This is a genomic window from Sphingobium sp. LF-16, from assembly GCF_003711185.1.
In the GTDB taxonomy this organism is placed as follows: Bacteria; Pseudomonadota; Alphaproteobacteria; order Sphingomonadales; family Sphingomonadaceae; genus Sphingobium; species Sphingobium yanoikuyae_A.
Genome location: NZ_CP029335.1, coordinates 2,702,036 through 2,726,861, shown reverse-complemented (window position 1 = coordinate 2,726,861; position 24,826 = coordinate 2,702,036). Strand labels below are relative to the sequence as shown.

General features: G+C 64.2%; 20 protein-coding genes and 1 pseudogene. 17 read left to right on the top strand and 4 right to left on the bottom strand.

The features are described from left to right. Positions 1–19: 19 nt before the first annotated feature. The 12 genes and pseudogenes from DIZ22_RS12815 to DIZ22_RS12760 all read left to right on the top strand — a co-directional run bounded on the left by DIZ22_RS12815 (position 20) and on the right by DIZ22_RS12760 (position 15,024). Positions 20–1,702: a beta-xylosidase gene (locus DIZ22_RS12815; RefSeq protein ID WP_048938484.1), complete on the top strand. Its 1,683-nt coding sequence runs from the start codon at positions 20–22 to the stop codon at positions 1,700–1,702. Between the two features lie 10 nt (positions 1,703–1,712). Then, positions 1,713–2,972 (top strand): MFS transporter, encoded by a 1,260-nt coding sequence (locus DIZ22_RS12810; protein WP_240626726.1) that lies wholly within the window; start codon positions 1,713–1,715, stop codon positions 2,970–2,972. Continuing rightward, positions 2,969–4,147: an L-rhamnonate dehydratase gene (locus DIZ22_RS12805; protein WP_017498931.1), complete on the top strand. Its 1,179-nt coding sequence runs from the start codon at positions 2,969–2,971 to the stop codon at positions 4,145–4,147. Before DIZ22_RS12810 ends, DIZ22_RS12805 begins: the two co-directional genes overlap by 4 nt. Beyond that, positions 4,144–5,010 (top strand): NAD(P)-dependent oxidoreductase, encoded by an 867-nt coding sequence (locus DIZ22_RS12800; RefSeq protein WP_234415729.1) that lies wholly within the window; start codon positions 4,144–4,146, stop codon positions 5,008–5,010. Before DIZ22_RS12805 ends, DIZ22_RS12800 begins: the two co-directional genes overlap by 4 nt. Positions 5,011–5,122: 112 nt before the next feature. Further along, positions 5,123–6,616 carry an alpha-N-arabinofuranosidase gene (locus DIZ22_RS12795; protein ID WP_234415755.1) on the top strand — a complete coding sequence of 498 codons (1,494 nt, stop codon included), beginning with the start codon at positions 5,123–5,125 and terminating at the stop codon, positions 6,614–6,616. 544 nt (positions 6,617–7,160) lie between these two features. Continuing rightward, a pseudogene (locus DIZ22_RS12790) lies at positions 7,161–7,499 on the top strand (ArdC-like ssDNA-binding domain-containing protein); the annotation flags it as partial. A gap of 63 nt (positions 7,500–7,562) precedes the next feature. Then, positions 7,563–8,240 carry a response regulator transcription factor gene (locus tag DIZ22_RS12785; RefSeq protein ID WP_048938504.1) on the top strand — a complete coding sequence of 226 codons (678 nt, stop codon included), beginning with the start codon at positions 7,563–7,565 and terminating at the stop codon, positions 8,238–8,240. Next, positions 8,237–9,256, top strand: coding sequence for a HAMP domain-containing sensor histidine kinase (locus DIZ22_RS12780; RefSeq protein ID WP_122928244.1), 1,020 nt, complete (start codon positions 8,237–8,239; stop codon positions 9,254–9,256). Before DIZ22_RS12785 ends, DIZ22_RS12780 begins: the two co-directional genes overlap by 4 nt. Positions 9,257–9,311: 55 nt before the next feature. Next, positions 9,312–10,412, top strand: coding sequence for an efflux RND transporter periplasmic adaptor subunit (locus DIZ22_RS12775; protein ID WP_122928243.1), 1,101 nt, complete (start codon positions 9,312–9,314; stop codon positions 10,410–10,412). 6 nt (positions 10,413–10,418) lie between these two features. Then, a complete protein-coding gene (locus DIZ22_RS12770; RefSeq protein WP_122928242.1) occupies positions 10,419–13,490 on the top strand; it encodes a CusA/CzcA family heavy metal efflux RND transporter in 3,072 nt (1,023 codons plus the stop codon). Next, positions 13,487–13,786, top strand: a complete 300-nt coding sequence (locus DIZ22_RS12765) for a DUF3240 family protein (protein ID WP_122928241.1) — start codon at positions 13,487–13,489, stop codon at positions 13,784–13,786. The genes DIZ22_RS12770 and DIZ22_RS12765 overlap by 4 nt, the downstream gene beginning before the upstream one ends. Beyond that, on the top strand, positions 13,783–15,024 hold the full coding sequence (locus DIZ22_RS12760) for a TolC family protein (RefSeq protein ID WP_122928240.1): 1,242 nt from the start codon (positions 13,783–13,785) through the stop codon (positions 15,022–15,024). The genes DIZ22_RS12765 and DIZ22_RS12760 overlap by 4 nt, the downstream gene beginning before the upstream one ends. Positions 15,025–15,255: 231 nt before the next feature. Here DIZ22_RS12760 and DIZ22_RS12755 read toward each other — a convergent pair whose 3' ends face one another. The 3 genes from DIZ22_RS12755 to DIZ22_RS12745 all read right to left on the bottom strand — a co-directional run bounded on the left by DIZ22_RS12755 (position 15,256) and on the right by DIZ22_RS12745 (position 19,521). Beyond that, the gene (locus DIZ22_RS12755) at positions 15,256–17,772 is read right to left on the bottom strand and encodes a TonB-dependent receptor (RefSeq protein WP_048938490.1); all 2,517 of its coding nucleotides are present in this window, start codon (positions 17,770–17,772) and stop codon (positions 15,256–15,258) included. Between the two features lie 135 nt (positions 17,773–17,907). After that, positions 17,908–18,885, bottom strand: coding sequence for a FecR domain-containing protein (locus DIZ22_RS12750; RefSeq protein ID WP_048938491.1), 978 nt, complete (start codon positions 18,883–18,885; stop codon positions 17,908–17,910). Positions 18,886–19,014: 129 nt separating this feature from the next. After that, the gene (locus tag DIZ22_RS12745) at positions 19,015–19,521 is read right to left on the bottom strand and encodes a sigma-70 family RNA polymerase sigma factor (protein ID WP_048938492.1); all 507 of its coding nucleotides are present in this window, start codon (positions 19,519–19,521) and stop codon (positions 19,015–19,017) included. A 179-nt stretch (positions 19,522–19,700) separates the two neighbouring features. Here DIZ22_RS12745 and DIZ22_RS22250 point away from each other — a divergent pair, with 179 nt between their 5' ends. Genes DIZ22_RS22250 through DIZ22_RS12730 form a run of 3 tightly spaced genes read left to right on the top strand, consistent with a single transcriptional unit; the run spans position 19,701 to position 23,253 of the window. Then, entirely contained in the window at positions 19,701–20,315 is a 615-nt protein-coding gene (locus DIZ22_RS22250; protein WP_240626725.1) for a sigma factor, read from the top strand. After that, entirely contained in the window at positions 20,312–22,480 is a 2,169-nt protein-coding gene (locus DIZ22_RS12735) for an SGNH/GDSL hydrolase family protein (RefSeq protein ID WP_122928239.1), read from the top strand. The genes DIZ22_RS22250 and DIZ22_RS12735 overlap by 4 nt, the downstream gene beginning before the upstream one ends. An 11-nt stretch (positions 22,481–22,491) precedes the next feature. Further along, positions 22,492–23,253 (top strand): hypothetical protein, encoded by a 762-nt coding sequence (locus DIZ22_RS12730; protein WP_122928238.1) that lies wholly within the window; start codon positions 22,492–22,494, stop codon positions 23,251–23,253. 17 nt (positions 23,254–23,270) lie between these two features. Here the strand turns inward: DIZ22_RS12730 and DIZ22_RS12725 are convergent, their stop codons facing one another. Continuing rightward, on the bottom strand, positions 23,271–23,480 hold the full coding sequence (locus DIZ22_RS12725; protein WP_048938495.1) for a hypothetical protein: 210 nt from the start codon (positions 23,478–23,480) through the stop codon (positions 23,271–23,273). A 93-nt stretch (positions 23,481–23,573) separates the two neighbouring features. On the opposite strand from DIZ22_RS12725, the gene DIZ22_RS12720 reads away from it, so the two are divergent. Both DIZ22_RS12720 and DIZ22_RS12715 read left to right on the top strand, forming a co-directional pair. Then, a complete protein-coding gene (locus DIZ22_RS12720; RefSeq protein ID WP_137405267.1) occupies positions 23,574–23,996 on the top strand; it encodes a hypothetical protein in 423 nt (140 codons plus the stop codon). 17 nt (positions 23,997–24,013) lie between these two features. Continuing rightward, positions 24,014–24,700, top strand: a complete 687-nt coding sequence (locus DIZ22_RS12715) for a glycoside hydrolase family 19 protein (protein ID WP_122928237.1) — start codon at positions 24,014–24,016, stop codon at positions 24,698–24,700. Positions 24,701–24,826 lie beyond the last annotated feature (126 nt).

Here is a 24,826-nt window from a genome sequence, read left to right as displayed (position 1 = left end):
CATATCGAGAGGATGTTCCATGACCATTTCCCGAGTGATCGCGTCCCTGTCGGTGCTGCTGGCGCTGCCGCAACTGGCCCATGCCCAGACAGCGCCGGCCCGGCAGGTCGCGATCAGCGTGGACGCGGCCAAGCCAGCAGGCAAGCTGCCGCCCGTCTGGCGCTTCTTCGGCGCGGACGAGCCCAATTATGCGACCATGAAGGACGGCCGGAAATTGCTGCTCGAACTGGGCGAACTGAAGAAGGGTGAGATCTATTTCCGTGCCCATAACCTGTTGAGCAGCGGCGATGGCACCGCCGCCTTCAAATGGGGCAGCAGCAACGCCTATACCGAAACCAGGGACGGCAAGCCGGTCTATGACTGGAAAGTCGTGGACGGCATCATCGACACCTATCTGGCACGCGGCGTTCGGCCCTATCTGCAGATCGGCTTCATGCCCGAAGCCATGTCAGCCGCGCCGGCCGGCACGCCCTATCAGCATAGCTGGCGGCCCGGGTTCGATTACAAGCTGATCGCGACCGGCTGGACCTATCCCCCCAAGGATTACGAGAAATGGGCGGAACTGGTCTATCAATGGACGCTCCACAATATCGAGAAATACGGCAAGGCCGAGGTCGAGAAATGGTATTTCGAGGTCTGGAACGAGCCGAACTCGCCCTTCTACTGGACCGCTTCGCCAGAGGAATTCTACAAGCTGCATGACTATGCGATCAGCGCGGTGCGCCGCGCGCTGCCAACCGCGCGGGTCGGTGGTCCGGACGTTGCGGGCGCTGGCGGCGCTTTCATGGACGGCTTCCTGAAGCATGTGTCGTCCGGCAAGAATTATGTGACCGGCCAGACCGGGACGCCCACCGACTTCCTGTCCTTCCATGCCAAGGGCCGGCCGGAATTTGTCGATGGCCATGTCCGCATGGGGATCGCGACCCATTTGCGGGAAGCGGATCGCGGCTTTACCAAAGTGCTGTCGATCCCGTCGCTGGCCGGGAAGCCGGTGGTGATCGGCGAAAGCGATCCCGAAGGCTGCGCGGCCTGTCCGGGACCGCAAAACGACTATCGCAATGGCACCATGTATTCGAGCTACACCGCCGCCAGCTTCGCGCGCATCTGGGAATTGGCGGAACGGAGAAAGGTCAATCTGGAAGGTGTCCTGTCCTGGTCGTTCGAGTTCGAGGATCAGCCCTGGTTCGCAGGTTATCGCCAGCTCTCGACCAATGGCGTCGACTTGCCGGTTCTCAATGTCTTCCGCATGTTTGCGCAGCTTGGCGAAACGAAGCTCTCAACCGTCAACAGCGCGCAGATCCCGCTCGATCAGGCGATGACGAAGGGCATCCAGGGTGATGCCGATATTGGGTCGATCGCCACCCGCACAGCGGACGGCAAGGTCGCCTTGCTACTCTGGCATTATCATGACGATGATGTCGCTGGGCCGGATGCGCAGCTGAAGATCGGCTTGAAGGGACTGAAGGCTGCGCCGTCCTCGGCGACGCTGTGGCGAGTGGATGGCGATCATGCCAATGCCTTTGCCGCCTGGAAGAAGATGGGCTCGCCCCAGTCGCCCGATCAGGATCAATATGCGCAGTTGGAGGCCGCGTCGGTCATGAAGGCGGAGACGGTCGCTGTCGCCGGCCCACGTGGCGCGGCCAGCATCGATCTTGCGCTTCCGCGCCAGGGTGTCGCCCTGCTGATCCTGGACGCGCAATAGGATGGCCGTTGTGGCCGCATCGGAGCCGTACCGGGAACGCTGGGCGATTGCGGCGATGATCACCGTCGCCATCGCCATCTCCTACCTTGATCGCCAGACGCTTCCCTGGGCGATCAAATATATCGAAGCCGACATCCCCATCGGCAACCAGACCAAGGCCGTTCTCGATTCCGCCTTCCTCGCCACCTACGGCCTCATGTATCTGGGTGGCGGCTGGCTGCTGGATCGAGTGGGAACGCGGCGCGGCTTTCTGGCGATCATGATCTTCTGGTCGCTGGCGTGCGCCAGCCATGGCGTGGCGGGCGGCATCGCCGCGCTGGTGGTCAGCCGGCTGCTGCTCGGCATAGGGGAGGGCGGGGGCTTCCCCGCCGCCACCCGCGCCATTGCCGAATGGTTTCCGCCTGAACGCCGCGCGGCCGCCATGGGCCTCGTCAATGCCGGGACGGCAGTGGGCGCCGTCGTCGCACCGCCCTTAATCGCGGGCATTCTAGCCTACGGGCACTGGTTCGATCTGTCGAGCTGGCGGTGGGTTTTCTTCATCACCGGCGGGTTCGGCCTCGCCTGGGCGCTCTGGTGGTTCCTGACCTATCGCACGCCCGCCGGGGACGTCGTCTCCGCAGGCGAGGACGCCGGACTGGCGCCGACCGTGGCCATGCTCCTTGCCCGCCGTGAAGTGCGTGGCCTTGTCGGCGCCAAGTTCCTGAGCGACGGCGCCTGGTATTTCTACCTCTTCTGGCTGCCCAAATATCTGTTCGAGGCGCATGGCTTCGACCTGAAACAGGCGGCGACCATCGGCTGGATTCCCTATGCGGCATCGGGTGTCGGCAGTCTGTGCGGTGGCTGGCTCTCCAGCCGCCTTCTTTCCGCCGGCCGTTCGGTCGATGCCGCCCGCAAGATCGCTCTGGGCCTGAGCGCCGCCTGCATGCCCTGGGTCATGCTGGCGCCCGCGACTGCCTCGGTCGCAGCGGTCATTGGCATCTTCAGCCTCGCCTTCTTCGGGCAGCAAAGCTGGTCGACCCTCGTCATGACCCTGCCGACCGACCTTGCGCCGCGCAGCGCCCTGGGACGTCTTGCCGGGCTGGTCGGCCTTGGTGGCGCCTTTGGTGGCATCGTCATGGGTCAGGCGGCTGGCTGGGCACTCGACGCCGGGCTTGGCTACGCGCCGGTGCTGACCGTTGCTGCCACCCTGCACCTGATCGCCTTTGCGCTGATCTGCCGCTCGATTCCTCGCATTTCGCCTCTCAGCTTCACTCGAAAGGTCGTCCCTTGAAAATCACCGAAATCCGCACCCGCGTCGTCCAGTGGGAAGGCGAAACCGTGCCGCTGCCGCCGCACTTCTGCACCAATCCCATGGATATGGTGTCGCCAATGCTGTCGCCCGAAACCATGGGCACCTTCACCTTCCATGGCTGGCTGATTGTCGAAATCTTCACCGACCAGGGGCTGGTCGGGATCGGCAATGCCGCGCTCGCGCCGTTCGTGACCAAGCAACTGATCGACCAGTATCTTGCCCCCTTGTTGATCGGCCAGGATCCGTGGGACAGCGAGTTTCTGTGGCAGCATATGTATCGCAAGACCATGGCGTTCGGGCGCAAGGGCGTGGCGCTGGTTGCGATTTCCGCGCTCGACATCGCGATCTGGGATCTGATGGGTAAGGCGGCGAAACAGCCCGTCTTCCGCCTGCTGGGCGGCCGGACCAAGGCAAAGATTCCGGTCTATGCGAGCCGCCTCTACTCGATCCCGCTCGACGAACTGGCGCAGGAAGCCGCCGCCTACAAGGCGCAGGGCTACAAGGCGATGAAGCTGCGTTTCGGCTGGGGGCCGATCGACGGGGCGGAGGGCATGGCACGCAATGTCGAACTGATCCGCACCGTGCGCGAAACGGTGGGTGACGAAATCGACATCATGGCGGACGCCTATATGGGCTGGAGCCTCGACTATGCGAAGCGCATGATGCGCCTCATCGAACCCTTCAACCTGCGCTGGCTGGAGGAGGCGATCATCCCCGACGATATCAACGGCTATCATGAACTGCGCCGGTTCGGCACGACGCCGATCGCGGCGGGCGAGCATGAATTTACCAGCTATGGCTTCCGCCAGATGATCGAGGCGAAATCGCTCGACTACTTCCAGTTCGACACCAACCGCGTCGGCGGCATCACCGCTGCCCGCAAGATACAGGCGCTGGCAGAAGCCTATTCCATCCCCGTCGTGCCCCATGCCGGCCAGATGCACAATTATCATGTGGTGATGGCGAGCCTCAACAGCCCCATCGCCGAATATTTCCCGATGGTCGATGTGGAGGTGGGCAACGAGCTCTTTTGGTACATCTTCAAGGGCGAGCCCCAGGCGGTCGATGGCCATATCGATCTCGACGATAATCTCCCGGGTCTGGGGCTCGAAATCGACGAAGCTGCACTCTCGCGTTTCAAGGTGATCGGATGATGAAGATTGCAATATTGGGGCTGGGCATCATGGGGGGGGGCATGGCGCGCCAGTTGCTGGCGGCCGGCTTCGACCTGACTATGTGGAACCGCAGCGCAGGCAAGGCCGAGGCGTTGCGCGCGGCTGGCGGACGCGTGGCCGCGACGCCGGCGGATGCGGTGCAACATGCCGACATCGTCATCGCCATGCTGGCCAATGACGATGTGTCGAAAACCGTTTGGACCGGCGAGGATGGCGCACTTGCCGCCATGAAGGCCGGCGCGATCGCGATCGAATCCAGCACCCTGACCGGCGACTGGGTATTCGACCTTGCCCGCCAAGCGGTCGCCCGAGGCGTGCGCTTCCTGGAAGCGCCGGTGACCGGCAGCCGGGATCAGGCGGCACAGGGTACGCTCCGCTTCCTCGTCGGCGGTGACGCGGAGGCGATCGAACTCGCTCGCCCAGCCTTCGATGCCATGGGCGGGGCGCTTGTCCATCTCGGACCTGTCGGCAGCGCCGCTACGGTCAAGCTTGCCAATAATTACCTGTGCGGCGTGCAGGCGGCCAGCCTGGCCGAAGCCATCGCCCTGTTCGAGAAACATGGACTGGACATCGAGCAGGCCATGTCCATCCTCTTTGACGGTGCCCCCGCCAGTCCGATGGTGAAGGGGGTGGGCCGTCGGATGCTCGATCGCGATTATGCCCCGCATTTCGTGGTCCCGTTGATGGCAAAGGATCTGGGCTATGCGGCGCAGGCGCTGGCTGATGTAGGGATTGTTTCCGCCATTGCGCAGGCCGCACGGCAGCGCTTCATCGACGCGGATCTGGTTGGCGAAGGTGACCGCGACATCGCCGCGATCGTGGAGCCGCTCAGAAAGGCGTGAGAGGCGCAGGATTGGGAGAGGGGTAATGAAGAAGCGTTTGTTGGTGTCCATCGCGCTGCTTGCAGCGACGATCCTGACGTCCGGTGGACAGGTGACGGCGCAGGAAACCGCGATGCCCGCCGCGACCGTTACGCTGCATTCAGACAAGCCTGGAGCGAGGGTCGATCGTCGGATCTTCAGCCAATTTGCCGAACATCTGGGTTATGGCATTTATGGCGGTATCTGGGTCGGGCCGGAATCGAAAATTCCGAACACGCGCGGCTATCGCAATGATGTCGTCGCGGCGCTCAAGGCATTGTCGGTGCCCCTGGTCCGCTGGCCGGGAGGCTGCTTTGCCGACGAATATCATTGGCGCGAGGGGGTCGGCCCGCGCGGCAAGCGTCCGGTCAAGATCAACACCCATTGGGGCGGCGTTGCTGAACCCAACAGCTTTGGCACGCACGAGTTCATGGATTTCGCCGAACTGATCGGTGCGGAAGCCTATGTGTCGGGCAATGTCGGCAATGGATCGCCGGCGGAAATGGCGGAGTGGGTGGAATATATGACCGCACCGGCCGGGACGCTGGCGCAGGAGCGCGCTAAGAACGGCCGCAAGGAGCCCTGGAAACTTCCCATGTTCGGCATCGGGAACGAGCTATGGGGGTGCGGCGGCAACATGCGCGCCGAATATGCGGCTGACATCACACGCCGTTACGCAACTTTCGTGAAGGCGCCATATGGCGTGAAAATCCTCAAGATCGCGAGCGGGGCAAACAGCCGCGACTATGATTGGACCGATGTGATGATGCGCGTTGCAGGCAAGTCGATCGATGGCATTGGCCTGCATTATTACACCCATCCCACGCGCGGCAAGGTGAAGGGATCGGCGACCCAATTCACCGAAACGGACTATGCCCGCACGCTTGCCAGCACCCTGGTCATGGAGGAACTGCTGGAAAAGCATGGCGCGATCATGGACAAATATGATCCCGAAAAGCGCGTCAACCTGGCGGTGGACGAATGGGGCATCTGGACCGATGTTGAACCCGGCACCAATCCCGGATTCCTCTATCAGCAGAATAGTATGCGCGATGCGATCATCGCCGCGCTCAACATCAACCTGTTCGCCCGCCATGCCGACCGGGTGCGCATGACCAACATCGCCCAGATGGTGAATGTGCTCCAGGCCATGATCCTGACCCGCGACGACAAGATGGTGATGACGCCCACCTATCATGTGTTCGACATGTACAAGCCCTTCCAGGATGCGACCTTCCTGCCCCTGGAATTGGCATCCCCCTGGTACAGCAGGGATCAATGGGCGATGCCTGCGCTCAGCGCAGCGGCGGTGCGCGACAGCGCAGGCATTGTGCATATCGCCCTTACCAACACCGACCCCAATCGACCGATGACAGTGACCGCGAAACTGGAGGGGGTAACCGCCTCTATGGTCGAGGGGCGTATCCTGACCGCGCCGAGTGTCCAGTCGCACAATGATTTCGGATCGCCCGATGTGGTGAGGCCTGTCCCGTTCAGTGGCGCGACCCTCTCGCAAGGCGCTCTGACCGTGACATTGCCCGAGCACAGTGTGGTGATGCTCACGCTGGGGCAGGTCACGCGCAATTGATGTCGCCATGTCCTTTGCAATTATTTCCTATTTATCAACAATTCACTGATTGTATTGGCGTGGCGGTGGAATTAATAGCCGGGATAAAATCAGTTAAAATCAAATATACTATTTCAAATATATTCAACTGCAGTCACGACAATTTACACGTACATCTCTGGCAATCATAAAATTAAAATGTTTTAAAACTCTGAATTTATCTTTCTGTAATGTTCATGAGGTTCGTGAAAATATTTGAATCATGTCATATTTTTCTGTCGATGGGATCTTTATTTTTGGCGTCTCCGCCTCTGGCGGACCACGCCCTATGGCGCCCTGGCGCCTCCGAGACGGCTTTGCCTAACTCGTCCCATATAGGTCGGTCGCTGACGCATTGCAGCCTTTTGGGCTGCTGGCTGCTGCCAGCGCGGCTGCACCGGCTCCTTCTCTTGCGTTGCGGCCCTGCGGGTGCAGCCCGCCCTATGGGCACGGGCCTGCCGTGCGGCTCCTTGCCGCCCATCCCCGCCATTCCGGCGGCCGGTGCTGGAGAGGCAGGAGAAAGGACATGGGTACGGGTAATGGATCGCTCTATGACGATGTGACGCAGCATATCATCGCACAGCTGGAAGAGGGACGGCTGCCATGGGTGCAGCCTTGGGACACGAGCCTCACTGTCACGGGGCTTCTCCGCAATGCGGCAACAGGCCGCTGCTATTCAGGCATCAATATCCTGATCCTGTTGGACCGTCTGTTCGAGCGGGGCTATGGCGCGCAGCGCTGGATCGCCTATCGGCAGGCGCAGGCGCTGGGCGGCAATGTCCGCAAGGGCGAGGTAGGGACCAGCGTCTGCTATGCCGACCGTTTCACGCCGAAGGATGAGCAGGAGAAGGCGGCGAGGGCCAAGAAACTTGGCGACTTCCAGAGAAATCTGTTGATCCACCATGGATGAAACGGGATGAGACTCATCATGCGTCTCTTGCTGATTGAGGACAATAGTCGACTGGCCGGATTGCTGATTGCCGGCCTCGAGCGGCGGGGGTTCCATTGCGACCATGCCGAAACTCTGATCATTGCGACAGAGGCCGTCGCAGCGGAAGTTCATGATGTACTAATTGTCGACCGGGGACTGCCCGATGGCGATGGCATCACTTGGCTGCGCGGCATGCGCCGGGCTGGCTTCATGCAGCCGGCGCTGATCCTGACCGCGCGCGACGCGCTGGAGGATCGGATCACCGGCCTTGATGCCGGCGCCGACGATTATGTCGTGAAACCCGCCGAGGTGGACGAGATCGCAGCCCGCATCCGCGCGCTGATGCGCCGTCCGGGACCGCGTGCCCAGACCGAATTGCGCTTCGGTCCGCTGCTGGTCGATTCGGCGCGGCGTATGACGCTGTGTGCTGGACAGGCGATCGATCTGTCCCGCCGTGAGACCGACTTGCTGGAACTGCTGCTGCGCCAGGCCGGCGCTGTGGTCCGGCGCGAAAGCATCGAAAGCGCGCTCTATTCCTTTGCCGAGCCGGTCACGCCCAATGCGGTCGAGGCCACGGTGTCGCGGCTGCGCCGCAAGCTGGAGGAGGCTGGCGCGCGCGGCATGCTCCATACCGTGCGCGGCGTCGGCTATATGCTGAGGGAGCCGGCGGCATGAGCCCGCGTCGTTCGATCGCCCGTCGGCTCTTCATCGGCCTGTCGATCGTGGGCTTCATCGGCACCACGCTGCTGCTCGTCTTCATCATCAACGAACATCGGCAAAGCTTCACCGCGCTGGGCGACCCGGCGGCCGCCCGCCATGCCTTCCGCGAATTGTTCGAGCATGTGATCCTGCCGATCCTGGTGCTGATCATCCCGATGGGCATGGCCAGCCTGATGGTGATCCGAAAGGCGCTGGCGCCGCTGGGGGAGGCGGTCGCCCAGTTGCAGGTGGCCGAACGTCATCAGCGCGGCGTGCTGATCGATCATGCCGCCTTCCCGACCGAGGCGGTGCCCTTCGCCCAGGCGGTCAATCGCCTGCTCGGCCAACTCGACCAGGCAGCGCGTGACCATGAGGCGTTCGCCGCCGAAGTCGCGCATGAACTGCGCACGCCGCTCGCCGTGCTGGCACTGGAACTGGACGGGCTCGACCATCCCGACGCGCCGCGTCTGCGCGCCGAGGTGATCGCGATGCGCCGGCTGATCGACCAGCTGATGCTGCTCGCGCGGGTCGAGGCGCAGAGCGTGGCCCAGTCGATCCGCGACAGCGTCCGGCTGGAGGATGTGAGTGCCGACATCGTCAGCCTGATGGCGCCCGGCGCGATTGCGGCCGACAAGATCCTGTCGCTGACCCGCGTCGGCGATGTCGCGCCGATCATGGGGCAGCGCGAGACGGTCGCGGCGGCGCTGCGCAACCTCGTCGAAAATGCGCTGCGGGTAACGCCGCCCGGTGGCGCCGTCACCGTGATCGCCGGTCCCGGTCCCCGGCTGCGAGTGAAGGATGGCGGTGCTGGGTTGACGCCCGAGCGGCTGGCCGAACTGGTCCAGCGCCATCGCCGCGCGGATCATGCCAGCAGCGAAGGCGCCGGGCTGGGGCTGGCGATCGTCGCCCGCATCATGGCCGCGCATGGCGGCACCCTCTCCAGCGTGGCCGATGCACAGGAACTGGTGCTGGATTTCGCGCCGCCACGTTGATCGTCCGAAAACCCCTCGTCAGGGTCTCGTCAGTTTGATCCCATAGGGCAGGGCCATGGTCCCGCTATTCCGATTCGTGCGCCTGCCCGGCGCCCTCGCTCTCCTGTCGCTTGCTGCCTGTTCGGGGGAGCAGGCCACGCCCGCCAATGACAGCGCTGCGGCGCAACCGACGGACGGATCGATCCCGCTGACGGCGGACAATATCGCCCGGCTGGGTTTGAAATTCGGCGCGGCCGTCGCTGCCACCGAGGCGCCGATCGCCGTCGTGCCCGCCCTGATCGCGCCGCCGCCCAACGCCCGTGTCGCGGTCGCCGCTACCTTCCCCGGCGTCGTCACCCGCATCCTGGTGGTCGAGGGCGAGGAAGTGCGGCGCGGCCAGCCGCTGGCGATCGTCTCCAGCCGCGATGTCCTGTCCATGGGCGCGGACCTCAATCGCGCGAGCGCACGGCTGGGCGTGGCGCAGTCGAGCGCCGGCCGCCTGTCGCAACTGGAGCGCGAAGGCATCATCGCCGGCGCCCGCGCGGACGAGGCCCGCGCTGTGCTGGGCGAGGCCCGCGCCGATGTGTCGGAAAAGAGCCGCATCCTGACGATGGTGAACGGATCGGGCGCCAGCGGCACCTACACGCTGACCGCGCCGATCGCCGGCCGCGTGACCAGCGCCGCGATCCATGCCGGCAGCGTCGTCGATGGCACCACCGCCCCCTATGTGATCGATGCGGCCGGCCAATATGAGGCGCAGGCGCAATTGCCCGAGCGGCTGGCGGGGCAGGTGAAACCCGGCATGACCGTGGCGCTGGGCGATGATCTGCGCGGCACGGTGACCGCCGTCGGATCGACCATCGATCCCGCCACCCGGTCGGTAACATTGAAGGCCAGGCTGCCGGCCGGCCCCGGTGCCATGGCCGGCCGCGCCACCAGCCTGTCGATCTTCGGCCCGGCACCGACCGGTGCCGCCATGGTGCCCGCCGCCGCCGTCACGACGCTGCCCGGCGGCGACACATTGTTCGTGCGCACCCGCGCCGGCGTCGTTGCACGTCCGGTCAGGACCGGCGGCAAGGATGGCGACCATGTCCTGATCCTCTCCGGCGTGAAGCCGGGCGAGCAGGTCGTCGTCGCCGGCACCAGCGCGCTCAAACCGCTGGCGATGGGCGAGTAAGGCCGGATGCTCAAATCGCTAGCCGCCTGGGCGCTGTCCTATCGCCTGATCGTCATCGCGCTCGCCTTGCTGACCGCCGGGCTGGGCGCCTGGGCCTTCGTCAACCTGCCTGTCGATGCCTATCCCAACATCGCCCAGACCCAGGTGAAGGTGATCCTCAAGGCCCCCGGCATGACGCCGGAAGAGGTGGAAAGCCGCGTCATCACCCCGATCGAGATGGAGATGCTGGGCATTCCGGGCCAGGCCATCCTGCGTTCCTCGGCCAAATATGCAATCGCCGACATCACCATCGATTTCGTCGACGGCACCGACATCTACTGGGCACGCCAACAGGTCGCCGAACGGCTGTCGGGCGTGATGGGCGATCTGCCGCCGGCGGTATCGGGCGGCATGGCGCCGATCTCGACGCCCTTGTCCGACATCTTCATGTTCACGATCGAAGGGCCTTTGAGCCTGGAGGAAAAGCGCACCCTGCTCGACTGGACGATCCGGCCGGCGCTGCGCACCGTGCCCGGCGTCGCCGACGTCAATGCGTTGGGTGGCTATGTCCGCACCTTCGAAGTGCGGCCCGATCCCATCGCGCTCGCCAGCGCGAGCCTCAGCATTGCCGATCTTCAGGAAGCAATCGAGCGCGGCAACCGCAATGACGGCGCCGGCCGCCTGTCGCAGGGCGAGGAATCGCTGATCGTCCGGGCGGTCGGCGCGATCCAGTCGGAAGCGGACCTCCAGTCGATGGTGATCGCCACGCGCAATGGCCGCATTGTCCGCATGGGCGACGTCGCCACCGTCGGCACCGGCAGCCTGACCCGCTATGGCGCGGTCACCGCCAATGGCAAGGGCGAGGCGGTGCAGGGGCTGGTGATCGCGCTGCGCGGTGCCGATGCCCGCGCCGTGGTCGATGGCGTCAAGGCGCGCGTCGCCGAACTGGAAAAGACCCTGCCACAGGGGACGAAGATCGCCGTCTTCTATGATCGATCCGACCTGATCGGCCGCGCCGTCGGCACGGTCGAAAAGGCGCTGATCGAGGCGACCATCCTGGTCATCATCCTGCTGATCCTGTTCCTGGGCGACTGGCGCGCGGCGGCGATCGTGGCCGCCACCCTGCCGATGGCGGCGCTCGTCACCTTCCTGATGATGCGCGGCATGGGCCTGTCGGCCAACCTCATGAGCCTGGGCGGCCTGGCCATCGCCATCGGCATGCTGGTCGACGGCGCGGTCGTGGTGGTCGAAAATATCGTCGAACGGCTGAACCATGCGAAGGAGGACGGCCCTCCACGCCTCAACACCGTATTCCGCGCGACGAGCGAAGTCGTGGTGCCGGTATCGGCCGGCATCGTCATCATCGCGCTCGTCTTCCTGCCCCTGCTCTCGCTCGAAGGGCTGGAGGGCAAGCTGTTCGCCCCGGTTGCGCTCACCATCATCTTCGCGCTGGCGGGATCGCTGCTGATCGCGCTCACCCTGGTCCCGGTGCTGGCCTCGCTCGGCCTCAAGCCCGGCCATCATGGCGAACCCTGGATCATGCGCAAGCTGACGCCGCGCTATCGGGCGCTGCTCGACGGTGCCTTTGGCCGCAAACGGCTGGTCTATGGCCTGGCTGCGCTCGGCCTGGTGCTGGCGGGCCTGGCCTATGGCGCGGTGGGCAAGACCTTCATGCCGTCGATGGATGAAGGATCGGTGATCGTCCAGACCGCCAAGCTGCCGACCATCAATCTCGACCAGTCGGTGCTGGGCGACACGGCGGTGCAGCAGTCCCTGATGAAGGATGTGCCCGAAATAGCGCAAATCATCGCCCGCGTCGGCACGGACGAGATCGGCCTCGATCCGATGAGCCCGAACGAGACCGACAGTTTCGTGGTGCTGAAGCCGCAGAAAGAATGGCGCGGCGACAAGGCATTCGTCGTCGATGAAATCCGCAAGTCGCTCGACAAGCTGCCCGGCATCGAACCGACCTTCACCCAGCCGATCGAGATGCGCGTGTCGGAAATGCTGACCGGATCGCGCGGCGACCTTGCCGTCAAGATTTTCGGCCCGGACCTCGCCACCCTGTCGAACCTTGCCGGACAGGTGCAGAAGATATTGTCGAAGACGCGCGGCGCTTCGGAGGTGATGACCGTCGCCAACGATCATGTCGACTATCTCCAGCTCGATATCGATCGCGCCGCCGCCGGCCGTTTCGGCATGCCGATCGACCAGATGCAGGACACGCTGCGTGCCCAGATCGAGGGCGTGCATGCCGGCGTCGTCGCCGACGGGCAGAAGCGCGTACCGATCCTGGTCAAGGGCGACGAGACGATCCGCAGTGACGCGACCCGCTTCGCCGACCTGCCGCTGCGCACGCCGGACGGCACCGTCGCGCGAGTCAGCGACATGGCGCGGGTCGAGCGCACCGAGGGGCCGGTCAAGCTCGACCATGAAAATGGCTCGCGCTACGCGCTGGTCCAGGCCTTCGTCTCGGGCCGCGATCTGGTCGGCTATGTCGATGAGGCGCGCGCCACCGTCGATCGCGAGATCAAGATGCCCGCCGGCTATCGCATGGTCTGGGGCGGCCAGTTCGAAAATCAGCAGCGCGCCTCCGCCCGGCTGATGTTGGTCATCCCGGCCGCGCTGCTGCTGATCCTGCTGGTGCTGCTCATGACCCTGCGCTCGATGCGCGCGTCGCTGCTGATCCTCGCCAACATTCCCTTCGCCATGGTCGGCGGCATCATCTCGCTCTGGGTATCGGGCCAATATCTCTCCGTGCCTGCCTCGGTCGGTTTCATCGCCCTACTCGGCATCGCGGTGCTGAACGGCCTCGTCCTCGTCGCCTATTTCCGCCAGTTGCGCGAAGAAGGGCAGAGCATGGCCCAGGCCGTGCGACTGGGCGCCGAACGCCGGCTGCGCCCGGTGCTGATGACCGCCAGCATCACGGCCTTCGGCCTTGTCCCGCTGATGTTCGCGACCGGGCCAGGGTCGGAAATCCAGAAGCCGCTCGCCATCGTGGTGATCGGCGGACTGGTCAGTTCGACCCTGCTGACCCTCATCCTCCTGCCCATTTTGTTCGAGCGCTTCGGTGAAGGCGCCACGGAAGCCCGATCATGACCGACATGTTGCTGACCTTCTATTGCGCCGCGATCGACCGCGACGGCGTGGCCGACGCGCTGCGCGGCCACGCCCAGGCGCCGCTCCATCTGCGCGACGAGCAGGTGCTGGGCCGCGATTTCGCCGATGCCGGCGCAGGCGAGCAGGTGCGCGGCACGCTGCGCCGGGCGGCGATCGACCTGATCGTGGCGGCGGACGATGTCGCCCCGCTGGTCGCCGCCGTCACCGATGCGCGGCGGGGCCATCCGGTCCGCTGGCACGCCTGCCCGGTCGCGGCACGGGGGCGCATCGCATGATCCGTGCGCTTCTCCTGTCGGCCACCGCCCTCATTACCACGCCCGCCTGGGCCCAGCGCACCGACCTGCCGCCCGAACCCTTGGTGGTCGAAGCGCTTGATAGCCATCCCGCCGTGGCTGCGGCACAAGCGCGCGTGCGCTCGGCCGAGGCCGGCGCCGCCATGCTCCGCCGGGGCAGCCATGAGTTTACCTTCCAGGGCACGGTCTCCCGCCGCTCGGCCGAGGGGGAGGGTGATTATGGCGAATATGACGTCAACCTCACCCGCCCGTTCCGCCTGCCCGGCAAGGCGTCGCTGGATCGCAAGGCCGGCGAACTCGGCGTCGAGGTGGCGCATAACCTGATGGAGGATGTGCGGCATCAGACCGCGCTCGCCTTTTCCGATCTCTGGCATGACTGGCTGGTCGCCAGTGCCCAGCATCGCACCGACCTCGATTCCGCTGCCAGCCTGACGCAGGACATGGCGGCCGTGCGCCGCCGTGCCCAGTTGCGTGACGCGTCGCTACTGGACGTCGACCAGGCTGAAGCCGCGCTGGCTCAGGCGCAAGCGCAGGCCGCGACCTCCCGCGCGGCGCGGGATGAGGCGCGGGTGAAGCTCGCCGCCGGCTTCCCCGGCCTCGCTCTGCCTGAAGAGGCGCCCTTGCTTGCCGATCCGGCCATGCCCGCCACGGCGCTGGAGGATCTGCGCAATCTGGTGATCGAGCGCAGCCATGAAATTCGCGCGTCGGAGCGGGAGGCGCAGCGGCTGGCCATGGTCGCCCGCCGCGCCTCGGCCGATCGCATCGCCGATCCTTCATTCGGCGTGCGCGTCTTCAGCGAACGGGGTGGGCTGGAGAAGGGCGTCGGTCTGGTCGGCTCGATTCCGCTGGGCGGTGGCTATCGCCGCGCCGCTCATGACCAGGCAACCGCAGACGCCAGTGCTGCCGAACTGGAACTCGCCCGCGTGCGGCGCGAGATAGAGGCGACCGCTGCCGCCGACCTCAGCAATGTCCGCGCCCGCGAAGCGGTCTGGCGCAGTATGGAAAGCGCTGCCGCCAGCGCCGCCGCCGCCGCGACCCGGACGAAGAGAGGCTATGAACTGGGCCAGATCGACCTCGCCGATACGCTGCTCGCCCGCCGCCAGGCGAACGAGACCCGGCGCCAGGAAATCGATGCCCGCGCCACCCTGCTGCGCGCCATCCTGCGCATCCAGATCGACGCGCATGAGGTCTGGACCTCGCAGGAAGGGCATGAGGACTGAAGTCTACAATGGGCGCGAATCTGCCATCGACGACTGGCTGCGCAATCCCATGTTCTGGACGGTCTAGGATTTCGGCAAGTGGCAGAAGGCATCGTCATCATAACGTCATCGCTGCGCACCGTAGCCGGCCTCCCCCCATTATATTCCTTCCTTCAAAGATGGCCGCCATTGTAAGCAGATGATCCGGCAGCATGTGGCGCGCCGCCAGCAGCGCGCCACATGCTGCGACGATCAGATCTTGTAGCGCAGCGTCGCCAGGACGTTGCGTGGTGCCCCGATGAAGTTGGAGCCGGTAGGTGCCCCGACATTCTCGTAATAATATTTGTCGAAAACATTGTTCACATTGACCGTCACCGTCGCCCGGCTGGATACGGCATATTTGATCGACAGGTCGAGCAGCGCGTAACCGTCCTGTTGGACGAGGCCCCCATAGGGCGCGCTGTAGATCTTGCTCTGTGCCTGCAACGTGCCGCCCAGCGTCCAGCGGTCGAAGGCACCAGGCAGATTATAGGTCGTCGAAAGCTTGAACAGCCCACGCGGCAGGTTCGTGCCATAGCGCGTACCATCGGTATAGATACCGGTCGGATTATAGCTCGAACTGCTCAGATGTTTTGCAGTGTTGTAGGTATAGCCGCCCGAAAGCTGCCAGCCCTTGGCGAGTTCGCCCGACACTTCAAACTCCACGCCGCGGCTGCGGACCTTGCCGGAGGGGGCGTAGCAGGCGGTGAGACCGGCAGCGCATTCCGAGGCGAGCAGTGCCATAGGCAGGTTGGTCAGTTCGATCTGGAACAGCGCCAGGCTGGTGTTGAGGTGGCCGTCCCAATAGCTGCCCTTGACGCCCACTTCGTAATTCGCGCCCTCCTGCGGAGCGATGATCGCGCCAGTCCGGGTCAGGTTGTTCTGCGGATTGAAGATCCGCGTCCAGCTGGCATAGAGCGAGTGGTTGCGGTGGAAATCATAGACCACGCCGACATAGGGGGTGAACTGGCCCTTCACCTTGTAATCGGCGGTGCTGTAGATGGCGCCGGCCCAACCATTGGCCAGTTCCTGCTTGAACCAGTCGAAACGCCCGCCCAGGATCAGCGTCAAGGGTTCGGCCACGCTCAACCGGGCGGTGGAGTAGACGCCGATCTGCTCGCGCTTCTGATCACGCAGATACATGGTCCAGTCGCCGGTGATGGTGGGCGTGGGCACGGAACGCGGGTCCCAGTCCAGCGGGTCGAAGCTGACGGCGGTAAAATCGGTGGGAGCGCCGATATCGTCCCATGTCGCCTTGCGATAGCTGCCGCCGACGACCAGTTCGTGGGTCTGGCCGAACAGGGTCAACGGACCGGAGGCATAACCATCGAGGCTCAACTGGTCGCGATCATAATGATAGGCGAGCGCCGCGCCGCCCAGATTGAAGCGCGTTTCACCGGCCGTGGAGGTGGCATAGGACAGGAAGGTGCCGATCATCGACATCTCGCTCTGGATTGCGGTGGCGGCCAGCCGCGCCTTCCAACCATTGCCGAATTCATGGTCCAGATTGGCGAAATAGGTCGCGCTCTTCTTGTCCCAATAGGACCAACTGGGGCTCATGCGGGTGGAGCGGGCTATGTCCAGAAAGCTGCCGTCTGCGGCCGTGCCAAGGCCATTCCAGTCGACGCCGGGATTATCCTCATTGCTGTAGCTGGCGCCCACGGTCAGCAGGGTAGAAGAACCCAGATCCGCCTCGACTATGCCATAAAGCGACATGCGCTGATTATGGTAATCGTCGATGAAGCTGTCCTTGTCCTGATACGTTACCACGGCACGGGTGCGCAGCGTGCCTGCGCTGTTGACGGCGCCGCCCACATCCATCGTTCCCAGAAAATTGTTCCAGCTTCCTGCACTGAGCGTGAAGATCGCCTGCGTCTCCCGCGTGGGCCGCTTTCGGACCAGGTTGATCGATCCGGCGGGTGTGCCAGCCCCCTCCATCAGTCCCGCCGCGCCGCGCACGACCTCCACCCGGTCATACATGTCGAGAATGCCGGTGGAGAGCGCCGCCTCCTCATATTGCACCGGCATGCCATCGATCATCAGGTTTTCGAGCTGGAACATGCGGGCATTGAAGCGATAGCGCTCGCCGCCCCATTTGGTGAGATAGAGGCCGGGCGTGGCGCGCACCACGTCGCTCAACGTGGCAAGGCCCTGATCCTCTATCCGCTGGCGGGTGACGACCGTCAGCGACTGGGGCGTTTCACGTGGGGATAGCAACAGCTTCGTGGCCGTGCTCATCGCGGGAATGGTGTAGGAACCGCTGGCTTCAGTCGCGACCGGATCGCTGGTGATGCCGGCGAAGCTGCCCGAACCGCTGCCGCTATCCGCGCCTTCGACCCGCACCGGACCAAGCTGCACGGTGCCATTGGCAGCCTGCGGAGCGGGGTGCAGTTCGACCGACTTGGGGCCGATGAAGCGAAAGGTCAGGCCGGTGCCGCTCAGCAGGCGGCTCAGCGCCTCGGCCGGGGCGAAATTGCCGGCAACTGCGCTGCTGATCTTGCCGTTCAACAGGTCGGATCCGGCCGTCACCTCGACCCCGGACTGGCGGCCGAACAGGATGACGGCATCGGTCAATGGCTGCGCGGGCACATTGATGCGGCGCTGCGCGCTGTTGGGTGATGTTTGCGCCATGGCGGGCGACAGCAGGGCCGTTCCCGTCGCCGTTGATGCGAGCAGGCCGATGGCCAGCGCGCGCCCGAAATTTTGCCCCAATATGCTAACGTCCGTCAATTCTGCCTCCAACTGCACGAGGAGGTTGCTGACATGCTATTGCCTCGCAAGAACTCCTCTCCCTCGCTGGACGCCTGAGCGATGGAGCTTTTAACCAGCGACCGTAATTTTCCGTCGAAAATCTTTCCCGCGCGGTCAGCGGCCGGAAACGATCAGCAGCCATGGCGTGATCCGGGTGACGCGCCCGCCATAGGGATGGACCATGGTTTCCAACGCCTTCGCCGGATCATTGGCATGATAGATGCCGCTGATCGGGCGGGCTGCAAGACTGGGGTCGGTGACGATGATATGGCCGCCAAACCATGGGCGCAGTTCGTCGATCGCGGCGGCTATGGTCAGTCTGCGCGCCAGAATATCGCCGCTCTGCCAGGCACCGATAAGGTCGGGCTGTTCGGTCCCGGTTTTCAGCGCAGTGTCGGCGGCGGCCATGGCCCATTGGCCGGCCGTCAGTTCCCGCGCCGGCGTGCCCAGGGCCTCCACCCGCACGCGACCGTGACGCACCGCCACCGACGTCGCCGTGCCGATCATCCGCACGTCGAAGCCGGTGCCCAGCACGCTAGTGGTGACATGGCCCGCCATGACCCGGAAAGGCCGGGCCTTGTCCGGTCGGACCTCAAACCATGCCTGCCCGGACAGGAGGCGGATGTCGCGATGCCCCTTGTCGAAGGATGTCGCGATGGCGCTGTCCGGACCCAGGCGGATGTGGCTGCCGTCGTCCATCGCTACCATCAGGGTTTCGCCCGCGCCGGTGCGATGATCGGCGCGCAGGTGCAGCAGCAACGATGGCCCAGCCAAGACGCCCACGCAGACTGCCGCCACAGCCGCGATGGTCAATCTGCGCCGGCCATGGAACCGCCAACCCGCATGACGGGCCTCGGGCGCCGGACGCGATGGCGGAATGACGCCGGGAGCAGCATCCCACCTGTCCCGAAACGCCGGTTCGCCATCGGCGATGGCATCGGCCGTTTCCGCCATCCTGGCCCAGGCGATGACATGCCCGGCATCGGCATCCAGCCAGTCGTCGAAGGCATCCTTCAATGCTGCGTCGTCGGGGCGCTCCTGCAGGCGGACGAGCCAGTCGGCGGCCGCAAGGCGCAAGCTTTCTTCCGTCACAGACCACCTCCATCGCCAATCCGGCACGCCCGAAAAATCGAACGACCGGGCATGGCGCTCCTCCACAGGACCACAGACGATCGGCCTGCGCGGAATTTAAGCGGACGGAGGAAAAGGTGCATGGGCCGTTCACTCATCGCGATAGTCGTCACAAGCCGCCAGTCCCTTCACGATCAGGCCATGAACAAAGGGAATGGACACGCCCAGCCGCTCCGCAATCTCCCGCAGCTTGTAACGGCCGATGCGGTGCATCTCTATGGCCAGCCGCTGGCGTTCGGGGAGGCGCGCCAAAGCCCTCTGCACCCGAGCCAGTTCCTGACGGGCGATCAGGGCCTGCTCCGTTCCTGGCGCATTGTCCTGCACCGTGCGTTCGGCCTCTTCCATATCGCCGCCTGCGATCCGATCATAGCGCCTTGTCCGGCGCAGGGCGTCGATCGCCAGGTTGCGGATCATCCGCCGCAGGAAGAGATCGGGATTCTGGATCCCATTCTGATCTTCGATCGATGCGAACGATATCCAGGCATCCTGTACGATATCTTCGGCCCTGGCCCGATCACCCAGGATGCTGGCGGCATAGTCAACCAGCGCCGGGCGCTGCGCCGCATATAATCGCGCTGCTATAGTCGCTTGTTTCAACGCCCGCGGCTCCTGCGAACATGCGCAAGGCCCGTCCGGCGAAGAGCATTTGCGATCGATTCTCAAAAAGGCGCATAGAGGAAGAGCCTGATCGCTGCAATCCATCCCGCCGCGGACGTTGAGTCGTTACCAACCACTGCCCCTGCCCATCAGCCAAAAAGCAAGGAACAACGGGGCATATGATTGAACGCGCCGCCCCGATAGTAGTCATGAACAAGCGGCACATGAGTTGTTGCGAACGATTATCAATGCACGTAATGCGTCGGCAGATAGCGATGCTCAACAACGCCGCCGCCCTTACGCGCCTGCTCCTGCAAGAGCGCACGTCGCTCCTGCGACTTGTCGAAAGCATATTGCGCGATCGGCCGGCAGCGGAAGACGTCACGCAAAGCCTCTGGTTCAGGGTGCAGCGTATCGAGGATGATCCGCCAATCCTGAACAAGCGGGCCTATCTGTTCAGGCTGGCAGCCAATCTGGCGAAGGATCGCATCAGGGCGGACGGCAGATATGCTGCCCTGTTCCACGCCGCCGATACGCTCTCCGAGGAAATCCCGGCTGACATGGTTGGAGCCGATACCGAACTGTCCGATCGCCAGCGTCTGGCCGTGACGATGCGCCTTCTGCCTCAGATCGCACAGGCAGCGCTTGAGGCTTTCCCGACAGGCTTGAACGAGCCCGAGCCGGGCGAAGCCGACGCCTATTCTTACGACATCGTCATCACCTATGCCGACGCGCTGCAGGACAAGCTCGCGCTCGGTCGCTTCCTTCTCGAACCGGGGGTCACGCTGCCATGAGCTTTCAATATTTCAGCGGTCAGGTTCGCGGCCTGCGCGGTCCCGGGCTGACCGCCGAACAGGCTGCGGATGTGGCGGTCGCCGTCGCGCTCGGACCGACGGTAGAAGAACATGGCGAGCGTATCGATGCCGCCGAAACCGAGCTTGCGACCAAGGCCAATGCGGGCGACGTGAACACCGGTCTCAACACCCTGCAAAGCAACCTTAACGGGGTTGATGGGCAGTCTGTCGCCCGCGATAATGCTCTCGGCGGCAGGATCGACGCCGCCGAAACCGCGATCGCGACCAAAGCCAATGCGGGCGACGTGAACACCGGTCTCAACACCCTGCAAAGCAACCTTAACGGGGTTGATGGGCAGTCTGTCGCCCGCGATAATGCTCTCGGCGGCAGGATCGACGCCGCCGAAACCGCGATCGCGACCAAAGCCAATGCGGGCGACGTGAACACCGGTCTCAACACCCTGCAAAGCAACCTGAACGGGGTTGATGGGCAGTCTGTCGCCCGCGATAATGCTCTCGGCGGCAGGATCGACGAGGCCGAAACCGAGCTTGCGACGGAGGGTGAAAAGCGCCTGGGTGCCGATAATCGCGGGTTCGATTATGTCGGCGCCATCGTCGCCTCTGTGCGGGCATTCGTTATCCGAATGGTTGGTAATGCCGAAAGCCGCCTTGAGGGCCGCGCGGACCTGCGCGCTATCGCGGCAAGGGATCTCATGCGAAAGCGCACGGGCGCGGTGCAGAGCCTGTCCATCGACATGACCGGCTCCATGCGCTCGGTGCGCCGTGAAGGCATGCCGGCGACCGCGCTGGAGATCGAAGACGTGATCTGGTCGGTCACCGGCAATGTCGTCGCGCTGCAGGCCGGGCGCACTGCGCTGCGCTCCGCCGGCCGGGCAATCTATCCGATCGGCAGTGTCTCGATTGATCCGATCGCCTCTGCTTCGATTGTCGGCGAAGCTGTAACGATCAATTATGTGGCGAACGCGGCGGCGGCTAGCTTCGCGCTTGCCGGAACGGGGCGCCTCGCCCATGCGCGCGCATCCACCGTCGTGGTGCGCGACGCGGCGACCGATGCCGTTCTGGTATTGGGCACCGATTATCTGCTCAACGCCGAGCAGGGTGCGATCCAGCGGGCTGCGGCGGGATCGGCGCTGGCTGTCGAAGTCGACTATGATTATTCGGAAGTGCGCTACGACCTGATCGAGACGGACATCAACGGCGCGCTGAGCGTCAAGAAGGGGACCGCGCGCAACCGCGATGTCGCCGAATATCTGCCGGCGCGATCGGCCGGGAAATATCCGCTGCTGATTGTGCGCGTCACCGCCGCCGGCATGACAATCTGGCGCTGGCAGGATCAGGAACGGTCGCAGGTTCAGGCGCCGGCGATCATCCAGCGGGGCCGCGCGAAGGTGCTCGGCAACTTCCATCGCGCATTGCGGGATGGCGGCACGGTTCGGATTGCCGGCTACGGGACGAGCCGGACGAATCTGGGCGGCGTGGCGGCATCGCTTTATGCGGCGAACGGGCAGCAGCGCGATCGCATGGCCGACAGCGGCTTCATGGCGGCGCAGGATGCCGCGTTCATCGCTACCCTGCCGCTGTTCGATCATGGTGACGGCGCTGGACAGGTCCATACACGCGTAGGCTGGAACTGGACGCTGAAGGCGGCGATCGAGCAGCGCTATCCCAATATCGTCGAATATCTCAATTTCGGGATCGGCGGGACCACCAGCGGCAACACCGACAATGGCGGGACGGTGCCGGCGCGCCTGGCCGGGTTGACCGGCAGCGGTGCGCATCTGGCCGTGATCGAATTCGGAATGAATGAATTGGGGTCTGCCGGGGCCGACACGATCGCCAACCTGATCGCGATCGGGGAAGCCTGCCGGGCAGCAAATATCGACCCTGTGTTTATCGCGCCCGCCCGGCCCAATGCGACCTATTCAGCGGACATTCTGGATCGATGGGTCGTAGAAAATCGGCAAATAGCCGCCGCTGCGGATTATCTCGCCGCCCCCTTCATCGATACAGCTTCGGTGTTCGGCGTCGATCGCCTGGGACCGCTCGACCCTCGCGACATGTGCGGCTCCAACCTCTTCAATCATGACAGCGTATTCGAGCTCGGCATGATCGGCCGGGCGCTCACCTCCATCGTTCTCGGCTGAAAGGATCTCCCATGCCTCGCCCTCTTCGCTCGCCTGCCTTTCCCAACGGCCTTGTGCGGTTCACGCCATCGGACCCGGATGAAGCCTATTTTGTCGATCACCCGAACCTTGTCGCGTGGATCAGCGGCAGCGGTCTGGCCATCCGGGAGATGGATAATATCTGGGATGATCTGGCCAAGGACACGCTGAGCTACCGGACCCCCGGCACCGTTGAAACCGGCGCCAAGCCGTCCATGGCCTTCGGCTCGCGGCCGACCATCCGGATCAATGGTGCGGCTGCGCGACTGCTCGGCTCGCTGACCATGCCTGCCAGCTTCACGGTCGCGACTTCCTTCGTGATGGATAACCCGGTGGGTTCCCAGCAACTCCTGGCCGCCCCGGCCAACAGCTCGCCGCGCATGTCCTTCGGGGCTCAGGGATCCGGGTATCTTCAGTTGAATTTCAACACCGGAAGCACCGTCGCGGCCGTCGCCCAGGGCGTAATACCGGCGGCGGCAAGCGTGGCATGGGCTGACTTCAATAGCTCCACCTTGACCGCGCGCCTTGGCCTCAACAATTTCACCAGCGGGGGCACCGTGCTTTTCGGCGCAGGGCACTCAACGCCCGCAGGCATTGGCATCGGCGCGTTTGGTGACGGCAGCCAGCCGATGACCGGCGACATCGGCGATCTGCTGATCTTCAATGCGGTCCTGTCCGATGCCGATCGCGGCAAGCTGCTGGCGATGCTGGGGCGTCGTTCGGGCATCGTCGTGGCCAACCTGCCCAACGTCTGAGCGCGACGCGCCTCGCATCACAGATAATACCATCCACCCACCAGCAGGCTGATGACGAGGAAGGCCGCGGTGACCATGACGAATGTCAGGTTATTGCGCGCTTCTTCGTCCAGGCCCAGCGGGCTGTTCATCGCATTGTTGGGATCGGCCTCCTGCTCGGCGCGATCGCGCTCCAGCAGGGCGTTCCATTCCTCGTCGCTCAGTTCCTGTGTTCGTTCGCGGGTCAAAGCATCCTCCTTGCGTCCTATGCCAACACGCCACGCAGGTGGCGGGTTTCATGCTGCGCCGGGCTTTCCAATTTTCAAAGGGGTATAGTGCCGGTGAGTCCTGTGTTTGAGGCCGTGGTGGCCAAATATAGCTGGATCTGGATAGGCCTGACGTTCGGCTTTGCCGCCAAATATGCGATGCTGATCAAACGCGGCATTAAAGTGCAGGCGCGGCTGGTGGTCGCCGATCTGCTGATCCTGCCCCTGGTGGCGCTCATTTCCTACTCGCTGTGCCGACAGGCCGGAGCAGAAGGCGAAGCGGCGGCGATGGTGACAGCCTTCGTCACCGTTTGCGCCGACCGGGTGATCAAGCTCTACACCGAGCGCTTCATGCGTCAGGTCGAGGCCGTCACGCTGCGCGACGTCGCCAAGGAAGTGATCGAGAGCAGCGGCGAACTGCGGCAGGCAGTCCAGAAGGTCGAAAGCGCAAAGGCCGTGGCGGCCCGTCCGGCACTGCCCGCTGATCATCAATCCTGAAATCAATAGGAGCATTCATGGACACGAAACCGGTGCAACTCCGGTTGCAAGCGGCTGGCCATTATTCCGGCCGGATCGATGGCGACTTCGGGCCGCTGAGCTATGGCGGCCTCTTCTCCTACACCGGCGGCGCTGCCAGTGCGCTTACGCGCGATCTGGGCAAGGCGGCGGCTGAGATGTTCCCGCGCTATGCTATCGTCACCCCGCTGCGCCTGGCGCACGCGCTGGCTCGCTGGGCGGTCGAGACGCGCGGCTTCCGCGTCATGGAAGAAGATCTGAACTATTCCGCCAAGCGGATCGTCCAGGTCTGGCCCAGCCGCTTCCCGACGATCGCCGACGCGCAGCCCTATGCCGGAAAGCCGCAGGCGCTGGCGAACAAGGTCTATGGCGGCCGCTATGGCAATGACAATGTCAATGACGGCTGGCTCCATCGCGGGCGGGGCCCGACCCAGTTGACGTTCGAGGACAATTACCGCCAGGCGAAGGACCTGACCGGCATCGATGTCGTCGCGAAGCCGGATCTGGTGTCCGAGCCTCACACCGGCCTGCTGGTCGCCTGCGCCTATTGGGATGCTCGCAAGATCAACGCTACCGCCGATCGCGACGATGTCGTCGCCGTGTGCCGTCTGGTCCAGGGCGGTACCGGCGGACTGGCTGAGCAGCGCGCCTATCTCGCGAAGTTGAAGAAGGTTCTGGGCGTATGAACGTCGGCAAGATCCTGATCTCCATCGCGCGCTTCGGATGGAAGAAGATCATCAGGCCCGCGGCTGTCGAGTACGGGCCGCAGATCGTCGCAGATGTGGTCAGGGATCGGGGAAAGCGTGCCCCTG